Source organism: Arthrobacter sp. MPF02, assembly GCF_046605375.1.
Taxonomy (GTDB): Bacteria; Actinomycetota; Actinomycetes; order Actinomycetales; family Micrococcaceae; genus Arthrobacter.
In genome coordinates this window covers 3,049,695-3,068,306 of sequence record NZ_CP176772.1, presented here as the reverse complement: position 1 = coordinate 3,068,306, position 18,612 = coordinate 3,049,695, and the positions used below count along the sequence as shown (strand labels likewise).

Genomic DNA, 18,612 nt, shown 5'->3' with positions numbered 1-18,612 from the left:
TAATGAGCGTCATGGACAGCACCAGACCCGCAAACCACCAGCATGAGCCCGTCCCGGTGAACCGGTTCGCCCTGTTCTCCGAGACCCTGCTGGCCGGGCTGCTGGTGCTGGTGCTGTCCCTGCCGCTGGTCACGATCCCCGCCGCCTACGCGGCGGGGATCGCCCACCTGGAACGGCACCTCGCCGGCCGCGACGATTCCGTCCGCGGCCTGTGGGGCACCTTCAAGGCCGCACTGCCCGGCAGCTGGAGGCTCGGCGCCCTCACCGCGGCAGCCGCCGTCGTGATTGTCCTGAACCTCCTGCTCGCCTGGGTGGGCCAACTGCCCGGCCGGGAGGTGGTCCTGCCAGCCACCCTGATCCTTGCCGCCGGCGGCGCGATCCTGCTGCTGCGCACCACCGCCGCCTGGATCGACACCACCCGCACCATCACCAGCCCGAAAGACGCCTGGCACGCCGCCCTGCAAACCGGCAAAACCCTGTCCGTAAAAGACTGGACCGGGTCCCTCCTGCTCGCTGCAGCACTGTTCCTCACCGTCGTCTTCGTCTGGATGCTCGTCGCACTCTTCGTCGTCGTCCCCGGCACGCTGATCCTCGCCGCCGCCGCCATCAAACTCCGTTCCAGCCGCGCCTGACCCAGCCGCACACCGCACCAGTCAACGGAGGCGGCCTCCTTTTCCTCCTTGCAGTTCCACCCGCTACCGAGTTGAGTCCAGACGTGTCAACCGACCGCCAGCGTGCCCACGAGTCCATCGAGCCTGCCGAACGCCAGCCGCGCTGGTACCACCCGCTGACGCAGTACAACTACAGGCTCTTCCTGGCCATGCAGCTTGTCGGAAGCGTAGGGGTGTGGATGCAGCGGCTGGCCCAGGACTGGCTGGTTCTGCAACTGACGGGAAGCCCGGCTGCGGTAGGCGTGGCCGTCGCCCTGCAGTTCCTGCCCATGCTGGTGGTGGGTCCCCTCTCCGGCCTGGTGGTGGACCTGTTCCCCAAGCGCCGGATCATGATGGTCTGCCAATCGGTGATCATCCTGCTCGCCCTGGGACTGGCGGCCTGGGTAGCCAGCGGCACCATCACTGTGTGGGCGGTCTACGCCAGCTGCGTCGCCCTTGGCATCATGTCAGCCATCGACGGCCCGGCACGCCAGGTTTTCGTCAATGAAGTGGTGGGTGACACCTACCTGCGCGCTGCCATCGGCCTGAACAATGCCCTCGCCCAGCTCGGGGCCATGGCCGGTCCCGCCCTCAGTGGCGTGCTCATCGCCCAGGCGGGCCCTGCCGCCGCCTTCGCCGCCAACGCCGCCGTCGGCCTGCTGGTCCTGGGCCTGGTTGCCGCGGTCAGGACAGGAGAACTGCACCCCGGTGCGCCCGCCGAGCGGGGCCGCGGGCAACTGTTGGCCGGCTTCCGGTACGTGCGGGACAGGCCCCGGCTGCTGCTCCTGATCGTGCTGGCCGGCCTGCTGGGGGCCTTCGGCATGAACGGCCCAGTGGTCCTGGCCGCGTTCGCCGACAGGGTGTGGCACAACGGCGTGGAGGGCTTCGGACTCTTCAATACCGTCAGTGCCGTGGGTGCCCTGGCCGGTGCCCTGCTTGCCGCCCGCCTCAGGAACATGGGGCGCAAGGGCATCGTGACTGCGGCCGGACTCTTCGGGCTGTCCCAGCTGGTGGCGGCCCTGATGCCGAACCTGGTGCTGTTCACGGCAATGCTGGTGGTTGTGGGACTCATGACGCTCCTCTTTCTGACCGGCGCCGGCACGGCGGTGCAGCTCGAGGCCGGCCCGTCCATCCGCGGGCGCGTCATGGCCCTGTACCTGCCATTGTTGCTGGGCGGACATGCGTGCGGCGGGCTGCTGGCGGGATGGCTGACGGAGCAGTTCGGCGTTCGCGCGGGGCTGGTCGTCACGGGCGCCCTAGGCATGCTGTCCGCGGCCGTGATCGGCGCGCTCCTTTGGTGGCACGGCAGGCGGTCCGGCTCCCGCTGATACCGCGAATTGTCAGCACGGGCAACGGGTGCGAAGGCACGACGGCGGCAACCGCCGTCGTGCCCTTGACCCGTAAGTGCCTGCGGGCAGCCGGACGACGGGCCGCCAGGGTCCTGCGTTATCTGGAGCGGGGGATTGTAAGGGCTGTAGGCGCGGAGGTTGCCCAGGGCAGGCCCAGTTCGCTGAAAGTGGCATGCTGCCGCCCGGCACGCTCCAGTGCGTCCTCGATATTCACGACGATGGCGTGTGCGGTATCGCCCTCACCTTCCCACCGGACGTATCCGGCGTCGATGAGCGTCGGCGCCGGGGCGGTTCGCACGGCTTCGAGCACCAGCATGAAGGCGCCGCTGTCCGGCAGCGCGCTCATGAGCGGAGTGCCGCGGGTCCGGTGGGCCAAAAGGTTTTCGGTGAGGTCGTCCCGGCCGTAGGCCTGCTCGCTCCTGCCGGCGGCCGTTTCGATGGTGAGCCGGTCCTCCGTGTAGTGGAACACCGCCGTTCCGAGCGTGCCCTGGAGTGTCACGTAGGGCTCCACAGATTCTGTTGCGCAGATCGTGAGGGCGCACGTGATGGGCAGCCCTGCAGCGGTGCGGATGCGGATGATGGAGGTGTCGTCCGACTCGATGTCGTTGGCGCGGTACAGCTCCGTCTCAACCGAGGCCACGTCAGCAGTGGTGCGGGCACCGGCAATCCTCAGGGCGGTGGCGACGGCATGCGCCAGGGGATTGGTGGCCACGCCGTCCACCACGTCAATGCCGTTGATGCTGCGCCTGCCGGCCCAGCGGGAGCGCTTGTAGTACGCCTTGTCGCGCACCCAGCGGCCGGTGGCCGAGATGCCCTGCAGGCTTCCGATGATGCCTGCCGCCAGCAGGTCCTCTATCGCCTGCAGGGCGTGCGAGCCGAGGCTCTGGAAGCCAACCTGGACGCTCCTGCCGGAGGCAGCGGCAGCCTCACCCAGCCGGGTGAAGTCAGCCAGTGACGCAACCGGAGGCTTTTCCAGGTACAGATCGGCGTCCGCGGCCAGGGCAGCGAGTGCAAGCGGTGCATGGGTCTGGATGGGAGTGGCCACGATGATTACGTCCAGTGACTGCGTTTCCGCGAGCAGGTCATCCAGCCCCGGAAAGACAGCGGCCGACGACGGCACCGAGCCGGATGCCGGGGGGTGCGGGTCCGCCACGGCAACAAGCTCGACGACGCCTGCTCCCTGCAGGCGTTCAAGGTTCCGGAGGTGGTGGACGCCAAAGCCGTGCACGCCCACCAGGGCAACGCGGGCAGGGCCGCTCTCCGCACCCGCAGCTGCCGGTGCAGGCAGCTCCGCCGGGGCGGCCGGTTCCGCGGTTGCGCCGGGCAAGGATGAGCCGGTTGGCGTTCCCATCGTTCTCCATTCCGCCCCAAAAGGCACAAAATTTTTCCGCGCCGGCGTTAGTGGCAAGCGCTTTCCGTATACCTAGTGTGAGTCATGACGCCCTACCCGTCCAGCTATGTAACGTTTCAAAGCATGCTTGACGTTTTGCGCATGGCCTTCGGCCCCCAGCCCGCCACTTACGGCGGGGCGGGCACCTGGGCTGGTCCGGCAGGTACGGCCTAGCCGCAGCCGGGTCCGGGTGTCACCCCGGAGTGCCGGTGCTTTGCCGGACCACCAGCTCCGGGGTGAACACCACGGCGCGGTGCGTGGGGTTCTGCGATTCCACTTCTTCGGCGAGCAGTTCGATGGCGGTCCGCCCCAGCGCCTCGGTGGGCTGCCGGATGGAGGACAACGGAACGACGGCGGACACGGCAAAGTCGATGTCGTCGTAGCCGATCAGCGCCACGTCCTCAGGGATGCGGAACGTGTGCGTCATGGTCAGGGACTGCATAACGCCGAGGGCCAGGAGGTCGTTTGCGCAGAAGATGCCGTCCGGGAGCTTGTCCCTGCCCCGCTCCACCAGCATGTTGCCCACACTGCGGCCGGCCAGGACGGTCATCCCCTCGGAGGTGAGCACTTCCAGCGTGGCGCCGGGCTCTTCCTTCACTGCGCGCTGCGCACCCTGCAGGCGGTCGGCCACCTGCCGGATATCGGTGGGTCCGCCCACGAAGGCGAGCCGGCGGCGGCCCGTGTCCAGCAGGTGCCGGGCAGCGAGGTACCCGCCGGCGTCATCATCCACTGCCACGGAGCTGAACTTGGACTCGTCCGCGAGGCGGTCCACCAGGACAGTGGGCACGCCGCGTTCGCGGAGCAGGTCCAGGCGTTCGGTCACGTCGCCCACGGGGGAAATCAGCAGTCCCTGGACCCGCTGCTCCTGGAACAGGTCGATGTAGTTGGCCTCGCGGCCGGCGTCATGGCCGCTGTCGCCCAGCAGCACCGCGCTTCCGTGGAGGGATGCCGCGTCCTCCGCGGCCCGCACCACGGAAGTGAAGAACGGGTTGCCCACGTCCAGCACAATCAGCCCCACGGTGCGACTGTGGCCGGCGCGCAGCTGCCGCGCGGCGTCGTTCCGGACGAACCCGAGTTCGTCAATGGCCTTCAACACGCGTTCCTTGGTGCGCTGGGACACCCTGTCCGGGTAGTTCAGCACATTCGAGACAGTGCCAACCGCCACGCTGGCGTGGGTGGCGACGTCCTTGATGCTGGCTGTGCGGTTCATGATTCTCCGTGCTGGTGGTCCAAGTGCGCCGCGAACACTCCCCGGGAACGGGAAGCGGGATGCTTGACACCTACTTCCGTCAAGAGTACTTTGAATCGTAACAATGAAACGATTCAATGCTTTGCGAGTTCAGGAGAATTTCAAATGAGGGTGTGCTTCCGGTCCTCGATCAAGCCGGCGTTGATCGACGAGTACAAGCGGCGCCATGCCGCTGTGTGGCCGGACATGCTCCGTGCCCTCAAGGAAGCGGGGTGGAACAACTACTCCCTGTTCCTGGGCACGGACGGCCTGCTGGTGGGCTACGTGGAGTGTGACGACTTTGACGCAGCCCGCGCCCGCATGGCACTCACGGACGTGAATACCCGCTGGCAGGCCGAGATGGCCACCCTGTTCGAAAACTCCGGCCAGGCGCCCGATGAAGGGTTCCAGGTCCTCGAGGAAGTCTTCAACCTGGACGCCCAGCTGGGGGCGGCAGATACCACTGCTTCCCGGAGCGCAACTTCCTAGGCCGCAACCGGCAGCTCCACTAGCGGGGCCCAACCAACAAACCACCACAGAACACAACACCGAAAGAACCATCATGAATGACGTAGCAACGGCGCTGGGCAGGCTCGGGGAGCTTGCGATTGAGGTCCCCTCGTGGGCCTATGGCAATTCAGGAACCCGGTTCAAGGTGTTTGGCACCCCCGGCACGCCGCGGACCGTGCAGGAGAAGCTGGCGGACGCCGCGAAGGTGCACGAACTGACCGGCCTGGCGCCCACGGTGGCGCTGCACATCCCGTGGGACAAGGTTGATGATTACTCGGCATTGAAGGAGTACGCGGCCGGGCTGGGTGTTGGGCTGGGGACCATCAACTCCAACACCTTCCAGGACGACGAGTACAAATTCGGTTCCCTGACCTCCTCCAACGAAGGGGTCCGGCGCCGTGCCATCGACCACCACCTGGACTGCATCGAGATCATGCATGCCACCGGCTCGAGGGACCTGAAGATCTGGCTGGCGGACGGCACCAACTACCCGGGCCAGGACGACATCCGCGGCCGCCAGGACCGCCTGGCCGAGTCCCTCCAGGAGATCTACACGGCCCTGGGCGACGAGCAGCGCCTGGTGCTCGAGTACAAGTTCTTCGAGCCGGCTTTCTACCACACCGATGTGCCGGACTGGGGCACCTCCTACGCCCAGACCCTGGCCCTGGGCGAGAAGGCGTTTGTGTGCCTGGACACCGGTCACCACGCCCCCGGCACCAACATCGAGTTCATCGTGATGCAGCTGCTGCGCCTGGGCAAGCTGGGTTCCTTTGACTTCAACTCCCGCTTCTACGCCGACGACGACCTCATCGTGGGTGCGGCCGATCCGTTCCAGCTCTTCCGCATCATGCACGAGGTGATACGCGGCGGCGGCTTCGGCAAGGACTCCGGCGTGGCGCTCATGCTCGACCAGTGCCACAACCTGGAAGAGAAGATTCCGGGCCAGATCCGCTCGGTGCTGAACGTGCAGGAGATGACCGCCCGCGCCCTGCTGGTGGACACGGCCGCGCTGAGCGAAGCACAGCGCGCCGGTGATGTCCTGGCCGCGAACAGCATTTTCAACGACGCTTTTTACACCGATGTCCGGCCCATGCTGGCCGAATGGCGTGAATCCCGCGGCCTGCCCGCAGACCCGATCGCTGCTTACAAGGCCAGCGGCTACCAGAAGAAGATCAACGAGGACCGCGTGGGCGGCCAGCAAGCCGGATGGGGCGCATAACTGCTATGACCACCAACAAGACTATTGAAGACCTGATTACCCGCTCGAACCGCCTGGGCGCGGACAAGCGGAACACCAACTTCGCCGGCGGCAACACCTCTGCCAAGGGCACGGAGAAGGACCCGGTCACGGGCGAGGACGTCCAACTGCTGTGGGTCAAGGGCTCCGGCGGGGACCTGGGCACGCTGAAGGCGGAGAACCTTGCGGTGCTGCGGCTGGACCGGCTGAACGCGCTGAAGAACGTCTACCCCGGTGTTGACCGCGAGGACGAGATGGTGGCCGCGTTCGATTACTGCCTGCACGGCAAGGGCGGCGCAGCCCCCTCGATCGACACGGCCATGCACGGCCTGGTGGATGCCGCGCACGTCGACCACCTGCACCCGGACTCCGGCATCGCCATCGCCACCGCAGTGGACGGCGAGGCGCTTACCACCAAGATCTTCGGCAACAAGGTGGTCTGGGTTCCCTGGCGCCGTCCCGGGTTCCAGCTGGGCCTGGACATCGCAGCGATCAAAGACGCCAACCCGCAAGCCGTCGGCACCATTTTGGGCGGCCACGGCATCACCGCCTGGGGCGCCACCAGCGAAGAAGCCGAGCAGAACTCGCTGTGGATCATCGACCAGGCCGAAAAGTACATCGCCGAGAACGGCAAGGCCGAGCCCTTCGGCGCGAAGCTGCCCGGCTACGGCGCCCTGCCGGAGGCCGAACGCCGAGCCAAGGCCGCAGCCCTGGCACCGGTGATCCGCGGCCTGGCCTCCACGGACAAGCCGGTCCTGGGGCACTTCAGCGATGACGCCGTCGTCCTGGACTTCCTGGAGGCCGCCGAGCACCCGCGCCTGGGCGCCCTGGGCACCTCCTGCCCCGACCACTTCCTGCGCACCAAGGTCAAACCGCTCATCCTCGACCTGCCCGCCGACGCCTCGATCGAGGACTCCATCGCCCGGCTGCACGAGCTCCACGCCGACTACCGCGAGGACTACCAGGCCTACTACGACCGCCACGCGGACGACAACAGCCCGGCGCTGCGCGGCGCGGACCCGGCCATCGTGCTGGTCCCCGGCGTCGGCATGTTCTCTTTTGGTGCCAACAAGCAGACCGCCCGGGTTGCCGGTGAGTTCTACATCAACGCCATCAACGTGATGCGCGGCGCCGAGGCCATCTCCACGTACGCACCCATCGAGGAATCCGAGAAATTCCGGATCGAGTACTGGGCGCTGGAGGAAGCCAAGCTGGCCCGCATGCCCAAGCCCAAGTCGCACGCCACCCGCATCGCCCTGGTCACGGGCGCGGCGTCCGGCATCGGCAAGGCCATCGCCACCCGCCTCGCCGCGGAAGGCGCCTGCGTTGTCATCGCGGACCTGAACCTGGAGAACGCGCAGAAGGTGGCCGAGGAGCTCGGCGGCTCCGACGTCGCCATCGGCGTCCAGGCCGACGTCACCGATGAGGCCCAGGTCGCGGCGGCCATCGACGCCGCGGTGCTGGCGTTTGGCGGGGTGGACCTGGTGATCAACAACGCCGGCCTGTCCATCTCCAAACCGCTGCTGGAAACCACCGAAAAGGACTGGGACCTGCAGCACAACGTCATGGCCAAGGGCTCCTTCCTGGTGGCCAAGGCCGCCGCGAAGGTCATGATCGCCCAGGGCATGGGCGGGGACATCATCTACATCTCCTCCAAGAACTCCGTGTTCGCCGGCCCGAACAACATTGCCTACTCCGCCACCAAGGCAGACCAGGCCCACCAGGTCCGCCTCCTCGCCGCGGAACTCGGTGAGCACGGTATCCGCGTCAACGGCATCAACCCCGACGGCGTGGTCCGCGGTTCCGGCATCTTCGCCGGCGGCTGGGGCGCCAAGCGCGCCGCCGTCTACGGCGTGGACGAGGAAAAGCTGGGCGAGTACTACGCCCAGCGCACCCTGCTCAAGCGCGAAGTCCTGCCCGAACACGTGGCCAACGCCGCCGCCGTGCTCACCAGCAACGAACTGTCCCACACCACCGGCCTGCACATCCCCGTGGACGCCGGAGTGGCTGCAGCCTTCCTGCGATGAGCACAGCACGCAAGAGCGAATCCGCTCCGGCTCCGGCCGGGGCGGATTCCGCCGCTACCCCTGGTGTGTTCGCCGCCGTTGATATCGGCGCCTCCTCCGGCCGGGTCATCCTCGGCCGCGTCAGCGGTGACGGTGCGCAGCTCGAAGTGGTCCACCGCTTCCCGAACGGCGTGGTGGAGATCGACGGCGGCCTGCGCTGGAACTTCGACGCCCTCTTCGCGGAGGTACTCAAGGGTCTCTCAGCGGCGGCCACCGTTGCCGCGGTGCAAGGTGAACGCATCGCCAGCATCGGCATCGACACCTGGGCCGTTGACTACGGCCTCGTGGACGCCGCGGGCAACCTGACGGCGCAGCCGTTCAGCTACCGTGATGACCGCAGCCGCGCCGCCGTCGAACCCGTCCACCGGAAGCTAGACCCCGCGCGCCTATACGCGACCACGGGGTTGCAGTTCCTGCAGTTCAATACCATCTACCAACTCGCCACGGAACAGGACCTCGACGGCCTGCAGGCGCTGCTCATCCCGGACCTGATCGCGTTCCTGCTCACCGGTGTCCGGCGTACCGAGGCCACCAACGCCTCCACCACCGGGCTCTTCGACGCCGTGGCGGGGGAGTGGGCCACCGAATTCCTTACTGCCCTGGGGTTGCGGACGGACCTGTTTCCGCCTCTGATCCAGCCGGGTGAAACCGTGGGCACCCTCCTGCCGGAGATCGCCGCCCAGGTGGGCCTGCGGCAGGACACCAAGGTGGTGGCCGTAGGGTCGCACGACACCGCCTCCGCGGTCGCCGCCGTTCCCGCGCAGGAAGAGGACTTCGCGTACATCTCCTCCGGCACCTGGTCCCTGGTGGGACTTGAGCTCAGGCACCCGGTCCTTACCGAGGCCAGCCGTGACGCGAATTTCACCAACGAACGCGGCGTGGACGGCACCATCCGCTACCTGCGCAACATGGGCGGGCTCTGGCTGCTAAGCGAATGCCAGCGGACCTGGGCGGCCGAAGGCTTCCGGCCCGAGTTGCCGGCACTGCTGCAGGCGGCCGCTGCGCTTCCGGCTGGTGGTCCCCAGATCAATCCGGACGATTCCTACTTCATCGCCCCAGACAACATGCCGGAGCGGATCCGGGCGGCCGTGCGCCGCACCGGGGACGTCCTGCCCGACGATCCGGCGGCCATCGCCCGCTGCATCATGGACAGCCTCGCCGCCGGATACGCCCGCACGCTGGCCGACGCCGAACGCCTGGCCGGCCGCACGGTGGACGTGGTGCACGTGGTGGGCGGAGGTTCCCAGAACACCCTGCTCTGCCAGCTCACGGCGGACGTCACGGGCCGTCCGGTTGTTGCCGGGCCGGTGGAAGCCACGGCACTCGGAAATGTCCTCATCCAGGCACGTGCAGCCGGAGCGCTGGCGGGCGGACTGCCTGAACTTCGCAAGATCATCAGCACGGGAACCATGCTGCGCCGTTACGAGCCCGCGGGGCAGGCTGCACCTACCCTTTCCGCTTCCAAGAATTAAACGTATGAAACATCGCACGCTTTGCCACCTGCATCGTGGATAGCATGTACCCACGCGTGGCCGCGTCCGACGGTGGGTCGGCGGGGAGGTGGCGCCGGGCCCGGGGAGCGGACCGCCGCGCGTCGGCTGGGCGCCATCATCACCCGCTGAACCCGCACGGAACGGACAACGATGCCCCTTTTGACCTTCCCCTCGCCCAACTCCGCAGCTACACATCCGACGTCACCGCGCCGGCAGACTTCACGGAGTTCTGGGACGCCCACGGTGGCCGCCACCAGGGCTTTCCCGCTGGACGCTGTCTCCGAGCCGGTTGAGAACTACCCCACGGTCATCGACACCTTCGACGTGACGTTCTCCGGCTACGGCGGGTACAGGATCAAGGGCTGGCTGCACCTTCCCGCGAACCGGGCCGCCCGGGCCGCGCTGCCGGTGGTGGTCCAGTGGATCGGCTATTCGAGCGGCCGGGGACTGGTCAACCAGGAGACCAAGTGGGCGCAGGCCGGGTATGCCCACTTCATCATGGACACCCGGGGCCAGGGCTACGGCGGTACCCTCGGCGAGACGCCGGATCCGCACCCCTCGGCCGGGGAGGTGTCCTTCGCGGGGCTCATGACCCGTGGCATCGGGCGCCGGGATTGCCGTGGCGGGCGGTGGGTTTGGCGGCCGGAAGGCTCGACGGCGTCATGGCCGCGCTGCCCGATGTCCCCTTCCTTGAGGACTTCCCCCGGGCTATCGACATCACACGGCGGGGCCCGTATCCGGAGAGCGCCCCGTTCCTGGCCCGGCACCGGGACCGGTACCAACCGGTGCTGGACGTGCTGCGCTACTTCGACGGCGTTACCCTGCCGCGCTGCGACGGTGCCGGCGATGTACTAAGCGGCGCAGGTGGATGACGTTTGTCCGCCTTCAACGGTGTTCGCCAGCTTTAATGCCTACGGCTCAGGGGCATCCGGAAGCTCCGGTTCCGGCGCAGCCAAGGAGATCGAGGTTTACAGGTTCAACAACCACGAGGGCGGCCAGGAGCACCACTGGACCAGGCAGCTGCTGTTTCTCCGGAAGATTTTGGGGTAAGTTCCTTCTTAAGGCTCGAGAAACCGGTTTCCGGGCCGCGGGACAAGGAACCATGAAGAAACTCAGCAGGACGAGCATCGCCGCCTACGGCGCCGGTGATGCTGCGAACAGCATGATCATCAGTACCGCCAATATGTTCGTGCTGGTCTATTACACGGACGTGGCTGGGATTGGGGCGGCAGCCGCCGGGGCACTGCTGGTGGCGGCCCGGGTCTTCAACGCCTTCACCGATGTGGCCGCCGGCCGCATCGTAGACCGGGTGGACGGCAGGCGCTGGGGCAAGTTCCGCCCGTTCGTGATGTTCGGTTTCATCCCGCTGCTGCTGAGCGCGGCGGTGTTCCATGTGCCGGATGTGGAGCCGGGCCTGAAGCTGCTGTATGCCTACTGCACCTACGGCCTTGTCTGCCTGGCATACAGCGTGGTCAACGTCCCCTACGGCTGCCTGGTGGGAGCCATGACCCAGGAGCCAAGGGAGCGGGCCCGGCTCGCCGGTGCGCGGACCATCGGCGGCCTCTCGGTCGGGGCGACGCTGGGCTTCGTGGTCGCACCTTTGCTGGCTTCGGGCGGGGACATGCAGCAGATTTTCACTGTCATGACCCTGGTCTTCGCGGTGGTGGGGTCCGGGCTGTACCTGTTCACAGGCGTCGCCTGCCGCGAGCAGATCGGCGGCAGCATCCCCAAAATCACCATGCGCCAAAGCGTGGACGCGCTTAAGGCCAACTCGCCGCTCGTGGTGCTCTGCATCAGTTCGGTCCTGTTCGTGACCGGTGCCAGCGCTACCGGTGCCGCGCAATTCTTCTACCTCCGCGACGTGCTCTCCCGCGTGGACCTTTTCCCCGTCATGGCCGCGACGCAGGTGGCAATCACCCTTGCGCTCGCCGTCGTGATGCCGCGGATTGTGGGAAGGTGGGGCAAGAAAGCGATCTATACGGCAGGCGGCTGCGCCGGGGGCGCCGGCGGGCTCATCGTCTTCCTCGCCCCGGCCGAAGCGCCGTGGCTGGCCGTGGCCGGCATCGTCCTGGCGCAGCTGTCCTCCGCATCGGTGGGCATTGTGACCTGGGCGCTGATCGCCGACACCGTGGAGTACGGCGAATGGAAGACCGGCGTCCGGGTCCAGGGCATCAACTACGCGCTGCTGGCCGCAACGCGGAAGCTCGGTATGGGCTTTGGCGGGGGAGTTGTCGCCTTCTCCCTGGCCTGGGGCGGCTATTCGTCAGTGCTGGCGGAGCAGGCGGATTCTGCCCTCCTGGCCATCCGGGCCGCCGCCGGCCTGCTGCCCGCCGCGCTGGTGTTTGCCGGTGCCGGCATCATGTACTGGTACCGCCTCACGGACGAGAAACATGCAGAGCTGGTGGCCGGACTCCAGGGTTCCCGGTAGCAATATGACGGACGGAATTTTGCCCTTGGCCGGGCCGGGGTTATGGTCTATTCCATGACTAACCGTTGGTATGCGTATTTTTCGTTGGCTCTGGAGGGGCCCGCGTCTAACTGACACGCATCCAACTTCCTTCAGAGCCAACAGGGGCAGGGATTATTCTCTGCCCTTCGCCGTTTCTCCGGCGGGTTCTGAACCGGGCCCGCTTCCCATCTGGAACAGGACCCGAACATGAGCACCGCAACAGCATCAGCAGCAAAATCCACCTCAAACCTGCGGGTCAGCGAATTCACCGCGCTGCCCACCCCGTCCGACCTCCTTGCCGAACTGCCCCTGGACGGGCCGGCCGCGGACGTCGTTGAACGCGGCCGCGATGAAGTCCGCGCGGTCATGGACGGCGTGGACGATCGCCTGCTGGTCATCGTGGGTCCCTGCTCCATCCACGACCCTAAGGCCGGCCTGGAATACGCCCGCAGGCTGGTCAGCCAGGCCGAAAAGCACAAGGAAGACCTGCTGGTGGTCATGCGGACCTACTTCGAAAAGCCCCGCACCACCGTTGGCTGGAAGGGCCTGATCAACGATCCCCGGCTGGACGGCAGCCACGACATGGTTACCGGCCTCCGGACCGCGCGTCACTTCCTGCAGCAGGTCACCGCCCTGGGCCTTCCTGCCGCCACGGAATTCCTTGAGCCCATCAGCCCGCAGTACATGGCGGACCTCATCTCCTGGGGAGCTATCGGCGCCCGCACCACGGAGAGCCAGATCCACCGGCAGCTGGCTTCCGGACTGTCCATGCCCATCGGTTTCAAGAACGGGACCGACGGCGACCTGCAGGTGGCCATCGACGCTTGCGGTGCGTCCGCGGCGGCCCAGGCGTTCCTGGGCATCGACGGCGACGGCCGCGCCGCCCTGGTAGCCACGGCCGGCAACCCGGACACCCACGTCATCCTCCGCGGCGGACGCAAGGGACCCAATTACGGCGCTGCCGACGTCGAGGCTGCCTCCGCAAAGCTGGCAGGCAAGGGCCTTAACCCCCGCCTGATCGTGGACGCCAGCCATGCCAACAGCGGCAAAAGCCATCACCGGCAGGCCGAGGTGGCGCTGGAGATCGGCGCCCAGCTCGAAGACGGCGGTCCCTCGGCCCAGGCGATTGCCGGCGTCATGCTGGAGAGCTTCCTGGTGGGCGGTGCGCAAAACTTGGACGTCGCCAGCCACGCCGCCGGACGGGATGACCTTGTGTACGGCCAGAGTGTGACGGACGCCTGCATGGAATGGGATGTGACCGTCTCGGTGCTGAACCAGCTGGCGGCATCTGCCCGGAAGCGCCGGGCGGCGAAATAAGGAAGCGCACTACTTTCACTTCCGCCACAGGAACATCTAGAGTATCTAGGTAGGTGGTTGGTGGATGGCTCAGCATCGGAACACCGCATTGGCATGTACCTGGGGTCACTGTTGTCCATCCGTCAGCAAAGGAATAGGGAAATGTCGGAACAGAACTTCTCCAACGCGAAGTTCCTTACCGTGGCTGAAGTAGCCCAGGTCATGCGCGTCTCGAAGATGACGGTGTACCGCCTGGTCCACTCCGGTGACATGCCCGCAGTGCGCTTTGGCCGCTCCTACCGGGTTCCGGAGGCCGCTGTTGAGCAGTACCTGAAGGGCGCCGTGGTGGAGGGCCACACCGAAACCGCCTGATCCGGTTCCGCTGCCATGGCCGGCGGGAAGCTCCTGCTGGTCAGAGCCCCTCCGCGGAGGCGGTACCCTGTTAAGGAACGTTTTACGTCATTGTAAGAATCTGTCAGTTGTTCAGTTCGTAGCTTCGTCCACGGACGAATTCCAGCAGACAGGTACTGCATCTAGTTTGTAAGGAACTTTCGTGGGTTCAGTTATTAAGAAGCGTCGCAAGCGTATGGCCAAGAAGAAGCACCGCAAGCTGCTTCGCAAGACCCGTCACCAGCGCCGCAACAAGAAGTAGAACTACTTCGCAGAGCGTGGAAAAGCCCGTTGCCTTCCGAGGCGGCGGGCTTTTCCGTGTCCCCCCGCCCAACTGGGTAGCAGCAACTGTCGTTATGGGCGCTCAAAACGCCATCTGCTGCGACCTAGATTCGCGGGCCGCGGATCCGGGCGAAGCCCTTCCAGAGACCGTAGACGGCGCCGCCCGCGGTGGCTGCCTTCAGCCCGAACGTTGCCGCGCGCCGGCCTGCCCGGAAGTCGTACACCGGCCAGTTATGGTCGCGGGCGTGGCGGCGCAGCCGGGCGTCCGGGTTGATGGCCACCGGATGGCCCACCAGGGACAGGAGCGGGATGTCGTTGTAGGAATCGCTGTAGGCCCAGCACCGCTTCAGGTCCAGGCCCTCCTGCTCGGCGATGCCCTGGACTGCCACGGCCTTGGCGGAGCCGTGCAGGATGTCGCCCACCAGGCGGCCGGTGTACATGCCCTCGGAAATTTCGCCCACCGTCCCCAGTGCTCCGGTAAGCCCCAGCCGGGTGGAGATCACCGTGGCCACCTCGATGGGCGTCGCCGTCACCAGCCACACGCGCCGGCCCACCCGCAGGTGCTGCTCGGCCAGGGCCTTGGCGCCGGGCCAGATCCGCGAGGCGATCATCTCGTCATACACTTCTTCGCCAAGGGCCTTGATGTCATCCACCAGGATGCCTGCGGCGAGGGTCAGGGCGGAGTCGCGGATGGCGTGGACGTCGGAGAGGTTCTCGCCCCGTGCCAGGAACTTGAACTGCTTCCAGGCGAAGCTGGCCGCCTGGGCGATGGTGAAGGCGCCGCGCTGGTGCATCTTGCGGGCCACGTGGAACAGGCTGGCACCGCGCATGAGGGTGTTATCCACGTCGAAGAACGCCGCCTCGGCAGGCTGCGGCGCAGCAACCGGCTTGGTGACTACTGCGACGTACTTCTCCTCGGGCATGGACTCGAGTCTAGTCAATGCGCCCGCCGTAAGCCGTCGGCGTGCCCGGCACCCCGAACGGGGCTACGGTTAACCCATGGCCACACCCCGCGTCGTCCTTCTCACCAAAGCGAACTGCCACCTTTGCGGTGAGGCGCGCGACGCCGTCGCCCGGGTTACTGCCGCCCTCGGCCTTGAGTGGGTGGAGGAGTTGGTGGACAACCAGCCTGAACTTCGTGAGCGCTATGCCGAAGAAATCCCGGTGGTGCTGGTGGACGGGGTGCAACGGGATTTCTGGAAGATCGACGAAACCCGGCTGGCGCGTGTCCTCCAGCGGGCGATGGCCCAGTAGCCCGGGGAGCGTTTTGTTGTTGACGGCACCTGCTTTGTTGGCACCGGCGGCAGGGATCTAGAGTGGAGTCACAACGCGACTCAAGGGAGGGGCTGGTGACTTCGCTGGACTCAACTCCCCAGGCTGTCCCGGACCTGCCGGACGCCACGGGCACCCCGGCCAAACAGATCCCGCCCGCAGCTGTGGCCCGGCTGACGCTCTATCTCCGCGCCCTGAACACCCTGCTGGCGGACGGCGTGGAGCGTGTTTCGTCTGAATCCCTCGCGGAAGCCTCAGGGGTCAGCTCTTCCACGCTGCGCAAGGACCTTTCCCATGTGGGTTCCTACGGGACACGGGGCGTGGGGTACGAGGTGCAGTACCTGAGCCGGCATATCGCCGCGGCGCTGGGCCTGACGCATGACTGGAAGGTTGCCATTGTGGGCGCCGGCAACCTGGGCAAGGCGCTTGCCCGGTACGGCGGATTCGAGTCCCGCGGGTTCGACGTCGTTGCCATCTTCGACGCCGACCAGATGGTGGTGGGCAATGAGGTGGGCTGGCTGCGGGTCAGCGACGTGGCGGACCTTGAAACAGTCCTGCACCGCACCGGGGCCAACATGGTGGTCCTGGCCCTGCCCGCAGCGGTGGCCCAGGAGGTCTGCGACCGGGTGGTGGCCGCCGGCGTCCACAGCGTGCTCAGCTTCGCCCCCGTGATGCTCCAGGTGCCGGAAGGGGTCAACCTCCGCAAGGTGGACATGGCCACAGAACTGCAGATCCTGGCCTACCACGCACAGCGGGCGCAGGCCCCGGGACAGACTGCCTGACGTTCCGGCAGTCCCACGGAGGCCTGCGCCCGCAGGAGTGGAAAGGCCCGGGCCTACCGCCCGTAAGGATTGCCGAAGCCGCCGCCGTACGGGTTGGCGAACGGCTGCTGCTTGCGGAAGTAGGGAGCCGCGGCCGGGAGGTAGAGCAGCACGATGGCGGCGATTCCCAGGAGCGTGCCCAAGGTTCCGATGGTGGGGGGTCCGAACAGGCCGAAAATGGACAGGGCAGCGAACACCGTGCCAAGGATGCGCGCCCAGTTCTTGCCCTTGCGCACGAAGAAGGCCACCAGCAGGTACAGGCCGGCGCCCAGGACGGCGAAAACCACCAGCGTGCCGACAATGAAGCCCTTGATGTCCTCATACGTGACACCGGTTGCGCCGCTGGCCTCCATCTGGTCCTCGAAGGTCTGGCGGAAGATGGGATCGTCCAGCTGGCCCAGGCCCGTCAGCAGGGAAGCAACGAAAAGCACGGCGGACGCGATTAGCAGCCAGAAGGAGATGTTCACCAGCTGCGGGACGCCGTTGGCACCCGAGGTCTGCGGCTGCTCGGAGGGATACTGGGCATACGGTGACTGGCCGTATGAGGACTGGCCAAACGACTGCTGCCCGTAACCGGGACCCTGGGGCGGGTTCTGTCCGTACTGCGAGCCGAACTGCGGCGGGTTCTGGCCCTGCTGGTCATACTGCGGGTTCTGCCCGTACGGGCTGTTCTGCCCATACTGCGGGGCCGACGGCGGCTGCGCACCATACTGCGGCGGGTTCTGGCCGTACTGCGGCTGGTTCTGCCCGTATTGGGGGGCGTTCTGGCCGTAGCGGGGCGCGCCGGATTCGCTGGCAGAGCTGCCGGACTGCGAGCCTCCGGAGTCCGGATCATTGGGGACGGGGGGCGGGACTGGAGGAGTACTCATGAGCGGTCCTTCTGCATGTCGGATTCCAGGGAGGCTGCCGGGAGCTTTTCCTATGCCTGCCCCCAGCATGGCTTAAGTCCACCGTACCCCCGGCCGGTGCCTTGTGGGTCATTCCGGCGAGGTATTCCGCCCGGCACCTGCGGCGAACCATGCCTGCGCTTTGGGCAGCCACATCAGCACTGTTGCCGCCAGGCTGACCAGGAAGGCCACCCAGTTTCCCGTCCCCTGGCCGAGGCCCGCCACCGAGTTCGCGCCGGCCAAAACCAGGGTCACCGCGGCGAGTACCGTAAGCGCCAGCCTGGCCCACTTCCTGCCCCCCTTCATCTTGACGGCAAAGACCATCTGCGCGGCGCCCACCGCGGCAGCCAGCAGCATCAGGACAACTACGCCGGCCGCTGCCGCCGGTGCCGCGGCAAACAGGACCAGGGACCCCAGTGCCCCAAGCATTCCGCCCAGCACGCCGAACAGGCCGCCCGCAAACCAGATCCAGAAGGAAACTTTCACCTCGGTGGGCCGGCCCGCCATGGAAAACAGCGTGCCCGGGAGGCCCTGCCGGGGGCCGGAAGAGTTGCTCATGCCGTTCACTGTAGTGCCGTCGTCGTGCCCCTAAAGCGGAAACCCCGGTACCGGACTGGAGAAGCCGGTGCCGGGGTTTCCGCTTTAGGGGGAGATGGCTGCTTACGCTGCCGGGGCGATGAAGGCCAGTTCCAGGTTGATGGCCACCTTGTCGCTGACCAGGACGCCGCCGGTCTCGAGGACAGCGTTCCAGGTGAGGCCGAAGTCCTTGCGGCTGATGGTGGTCTCGGCGGAGACGCCGGCGCGGGTGTTGCCGAAGGGGTCAACGGCCACGCCGTTGAACTCGGTTTCAAGGGTGACCGGGCGGGTGACGCCCTTGATGGTCAGGTCGCCGGACAGTTCGTAGCTGTTGCCCTTGGCCACCAGTCCGTTGCTGACGAAGGAGATCTCGGGGAACTGCTCGACGTCGAAGAAGTCCTCACCCTTGACGTGGCCGTCGCGGTTGGCGTCCCCGGAGTCGAAGCTGGCGGTGTTGATGGTGGCCGCGATCTTGGAATTGGTCACGTCCCCGGCCAGCTCAAGGGTGGCGGCGGCCTCGGTGAACTGCCCGCGGACCTTGCTGATGCCCGCGTGCCGGACGGTAAAGCCGATCTCGCTGTGGGAGTTGTCCAGGGTCCAGGTGCCGGTGGTGATGTCTGCGGGAAGTGCCATGGTGATGCTCCTTAGGGTGGTTTTCCTGATGGTCCTGCTGTTGAATCTTCATCTATTGAAGCCTCAACTATCCTGCTGCATCC

The 18,612-nt window shown here is 66.7% G+C and carries 21 protein-coding genes and 1 pseudogene; 16 read left to right on the top strand and 6 right to left on the bottom strand.

The window, feature by feature from the left end:
• Positions 1–2 precede the first annotated feature (2 nt).
• Together ACLH0K_RS14580 and ACLH0K_RS14575 are read left to right on the top strand one after the other, a co-directional pair.
• A complete protein-coding gene (locus ACLH0K_RS14580) occupies positions 3–632 on the top strand; it encodes a Poxvirus protein I5 (RefSeq protein ID WP_411374265.1) in 630 nt (209 codons plus the stop codon).
• Positions 633–820: 188 nt separating this feature from the next.
• Entirely contained in the window at positions 821–1,978 is a 1,158-nt protein-coding gene (locus tag ACLH0K_RS14575; protein ID WP_411376486.1) for an MFS transporter, read from the top strand.
• 118 nt (positions 1,979–2,096) lie between these two features.
• Here ACLH0K_RS14575 and ACLH0K_RS14570 read toward each other — a convergent pair whose 3' ends face one another.
• On the bottom strand, positions 2,097–3,350 hold the full coding sequence (locus tag ACLH0K_RS14570) for a Gfo/Idh/MocA family protein (RefSeq protein ID WP_411374264.1): 1,254 nt from the start codon (positions 3,348–3,350) through the stop codon (positions 2,097–2,099).
• A 232-nt stretch (positions 3,351–3,582) separates the two neighbouring features.
• Positions 3,583–4,599 (bottom strand): LacI family DNA-binding transcriptional regulator, encoded by a 1,017-nt coding sequence (locus ACLH0K_RS14565; RefSeq protein ID WP_411374263.1) that lies wholly within the window; start codon positions 4,597–4,599, stop codon positions 3,583–3,585.
• A 144-nt stretch (positions 4,600–4,743) separates the two neighbouring features.
• On the opposite strand from ACLH0K_RS14565, the gene ACLH0K_RS14560 reads away from it, so the two are divergent.
• The 12 genes and pseudogenes from ACLH0K_RS14560 to ACLH0K_RS14505 all read left to right on the top strand — a co-directional run bounded on the left by ACLH0K_RS14560 (position 4,744) and on the right by ACLH0K_RS14505 (position 14,320).
• Positions 4,744–5,106 (top strand): L-rhamnose mutarotase, encoded by a 363-nt coding sequence (locus tag ACLH0K_RS14560; protein ID WP_411374262.1) that lies wholly within the window; start codon positions 4,744–4,746, stop codon positions 5,104–5,106.
• 73 nt (positions 5,107–5,179) lie between these two features.
• Positions 5,180–6,346 carry an L-rhamnose isomerase gene (gene rhaI, locus ACLH0K_RS14555; protein ID WP_411374261.1) on the top strand — a complete coding sequence of 389 codons (1,167 nt, stop codon included), beginning with the start codon at positions 5,180–5,182 and terminating at the stop codon, positions 6,344–6,346.
• Between the two features lie 5 nt (positions 6,347–6,351).
• On the top strand, positions 6,352–8,391 hold the full coding sequence (locus tag ACLH0K_RS14550; RefSeq protein WP_411374260.1) for a bifunctional aldolase/short-chain dehydrogenase: 2,040 nt from the start codon (positions 6,352–6,354) through the stop codon (positions 8,389–8,391).
• The gene (locus ACLH0K_RS14545; RefSeq protein WP_411374259.1) at positions 8,388–9,902 is read left to right on the top strand and encodes a rhamnulokinase; all 1,515 of its coding nucleotides are present in this window, start codon (positions 8,388–8,390) and stop codon (positions 9,900–9,902) included. The genes ACLH0K_RS14550 and ACLH0K_RS14545 overlap by 4 nt, the downstream gene beginning before the upstream one ends.
• 44 nt (positions 9,903–9,946) lie before the next feature.
• Entirely contained in the window at positions 9,947–10,216 is a 270-nt protein-coding gene (locus tag ACLH0K_RS14540) for an acetylxylan esterase (RefSeq protein WP_411374258.1), read from the top strand.
• Positions 10,167–10,469: pseudogene (locus ACLH0K_RS14535) on the top strand (acetylxylan esterase); the annotation flags it as partial. The gene ACLH0K_RS14540 and the pseudogene ACLH0K_RS14535, both read left to right, overlap by 50 nt.
• A 116-nt stretch (positions 10,470–10,585) precedes the next feature.
• Positions 10,586–10,795: an acetylxylan esterase gene (locus ACLH0K_RS14530; protein WP_411374257.1), complete on the top strand. Its 210-nt coding sequence runs from the start codon at positions 10,586–10,588 to the stop codon at positions 10,793–10,795.
• 19 nt (positions 10,796–10,814) lie between these two features.
• A complete protein-coding gene (locus tag ACLH0K_RS14525; protein WP_411374256.1) occupies positions 10,815–10,973 on the top strand; it encodes a hypothetical protein in 159 nt (52 codons plus the stop codon).
• Between the two features lie 52 nt (positions 10,974–11,025).
• The gene (locus tag ACLH0K_RS14520; RefSeq protein WP_411374255.1) at positions 11,026–12,351 is read left to right on the top strand and encodes a glycoside-pentoside-hexuronide (GPH):cation symporter; all 1,326 of its coding nucleotides are present in this window, start codon (positions 11,026–11,028) and stop codon (positions 12,349–12,351) included.
• A gap of 228 nt (positions 12,352–12,579) precedes the next feature.
• Positions 12,580–13,689: a 3-deoxy-7-phosphoheptulonate synthase gene (locus ACLH0K_RS14515; protein WP_411374254.1), complete on the top strand. Its 1,110-nt coding sequence runs from the start codon at positions 12,580–12,582 to the stop codon at positions 13,687–13,689.
• Positions 13,690–13,830: 141 nt separating this feature from the next.
• On the top strand, positions 13,831–14,040 hold the full coding sequence (locus tag ACLH0K_RS14510; protein WP_138136871.1) for a helix-turn-helix domain-containing protein: 210 nt from the start codon (positions 13,831–13,833) through the stop codon (positions 14,038–14,040).
• Positions 14,041–14,221: 181 nt separating this feature from the next.
• Positions 14,222–14,320, top strand: a complete 99-nt coding sequence (locus ACLH0K_RS14505) for a 30S ribosomal protein bS22 (protein WP_003792170.1) — start codon at positions 14,222–14,224, stop codon at positions 14,318–14,320.
• A gap of 124 nt (positions 14,321–14,444) precedes the next feature.
• On the opposite strand, the gene ACLH0K_RS14500 is transcribed toward ACLH0K_RS14505, so the two are convergent.
• Positions 14,445–15,263, bottom strand: coding sequence for an HAD family hydrolase (locus ACLH0K_RS14500; RefSeq protein ID WP_411374253.1), 819 nt, complete (start codon positions 15,261–15,263; stop codon positions 14,445–14,447).
• Between the two features lie 76 nt (positions 15,264–15,339).
• Here ACLH0K_RS14500 and ACLH0K_RS14495 point away from each other — a divergent pair, with 76 nt between their 5' ends.
• A complete protein-coding gene (locus tag ACLH0K_RS14495) occupies positions 15,340–15,594 on the top strand; it encodes a glutaredoxin family protein (protein ID WP_411374252.1) in 255 nt (84 codons plus the stop codon).
• A 95-nt stretch (positions 15,595–15,689) separates the two neighbouring features.
• Positions 15,690–16,394, top strand: a complete 705-nt coding sequence (locus ACLH0K_RS14490) for a redox-sensing transcriptional repressor Rex (RefSeq protein ID WP_411374251.1) — start codon at positions 15,690–15,692, stop codon at positions 16,392–16,394.
• A 53-nt stretch (positions 16,395–16,447) separates the two neighbouring features.
• Here the strand turns inward: ACLH0K_RS14490 and ACLH0K_RS14485 are convergent, their stop codons facing one another.
• The 3 genes from ACLH0K_RS14485 to ACLH0K_RS14475 form a co-directional block, all read right to left on the bottom strand.
• Positions 16,448–17,302: a hypothetical protein gene (locus ACLH0K_RS14485; protein WP_411374250.1), complete on the bottom strand. Its 855-nt coding sequence runs from the start codon at positions 17,300–17,302 to the stop codon at positions 16,448–16,450.
• A gap of 108 nt (positions 17,303–17,410) precedes the next feature.
• A complete protein-coding gene (locus tag ACLH0K_RS14480; RefSeq protein ID WP_411374249.1) occupies positions 17,411–17,878 on the bottom strand; it encodes a hypothetical protein in 468 nt (155 codons plus the stop codon).
• 102 nt (positions 17,879–17,980) lie between these two features.
• On the bottom strand, positions 17,981–18,529 hold the full coding sequence (locus tag ACLH0K_RS14475) for a YceI family protein (RefSeq protein WP_411374248.1): 549 nt from the start codon (positions 18,527–18,529) through the stop codon (positions 17,981–17,983).
• Positions 18,530–18,612 lie beyond the last annotated feature (83 nt).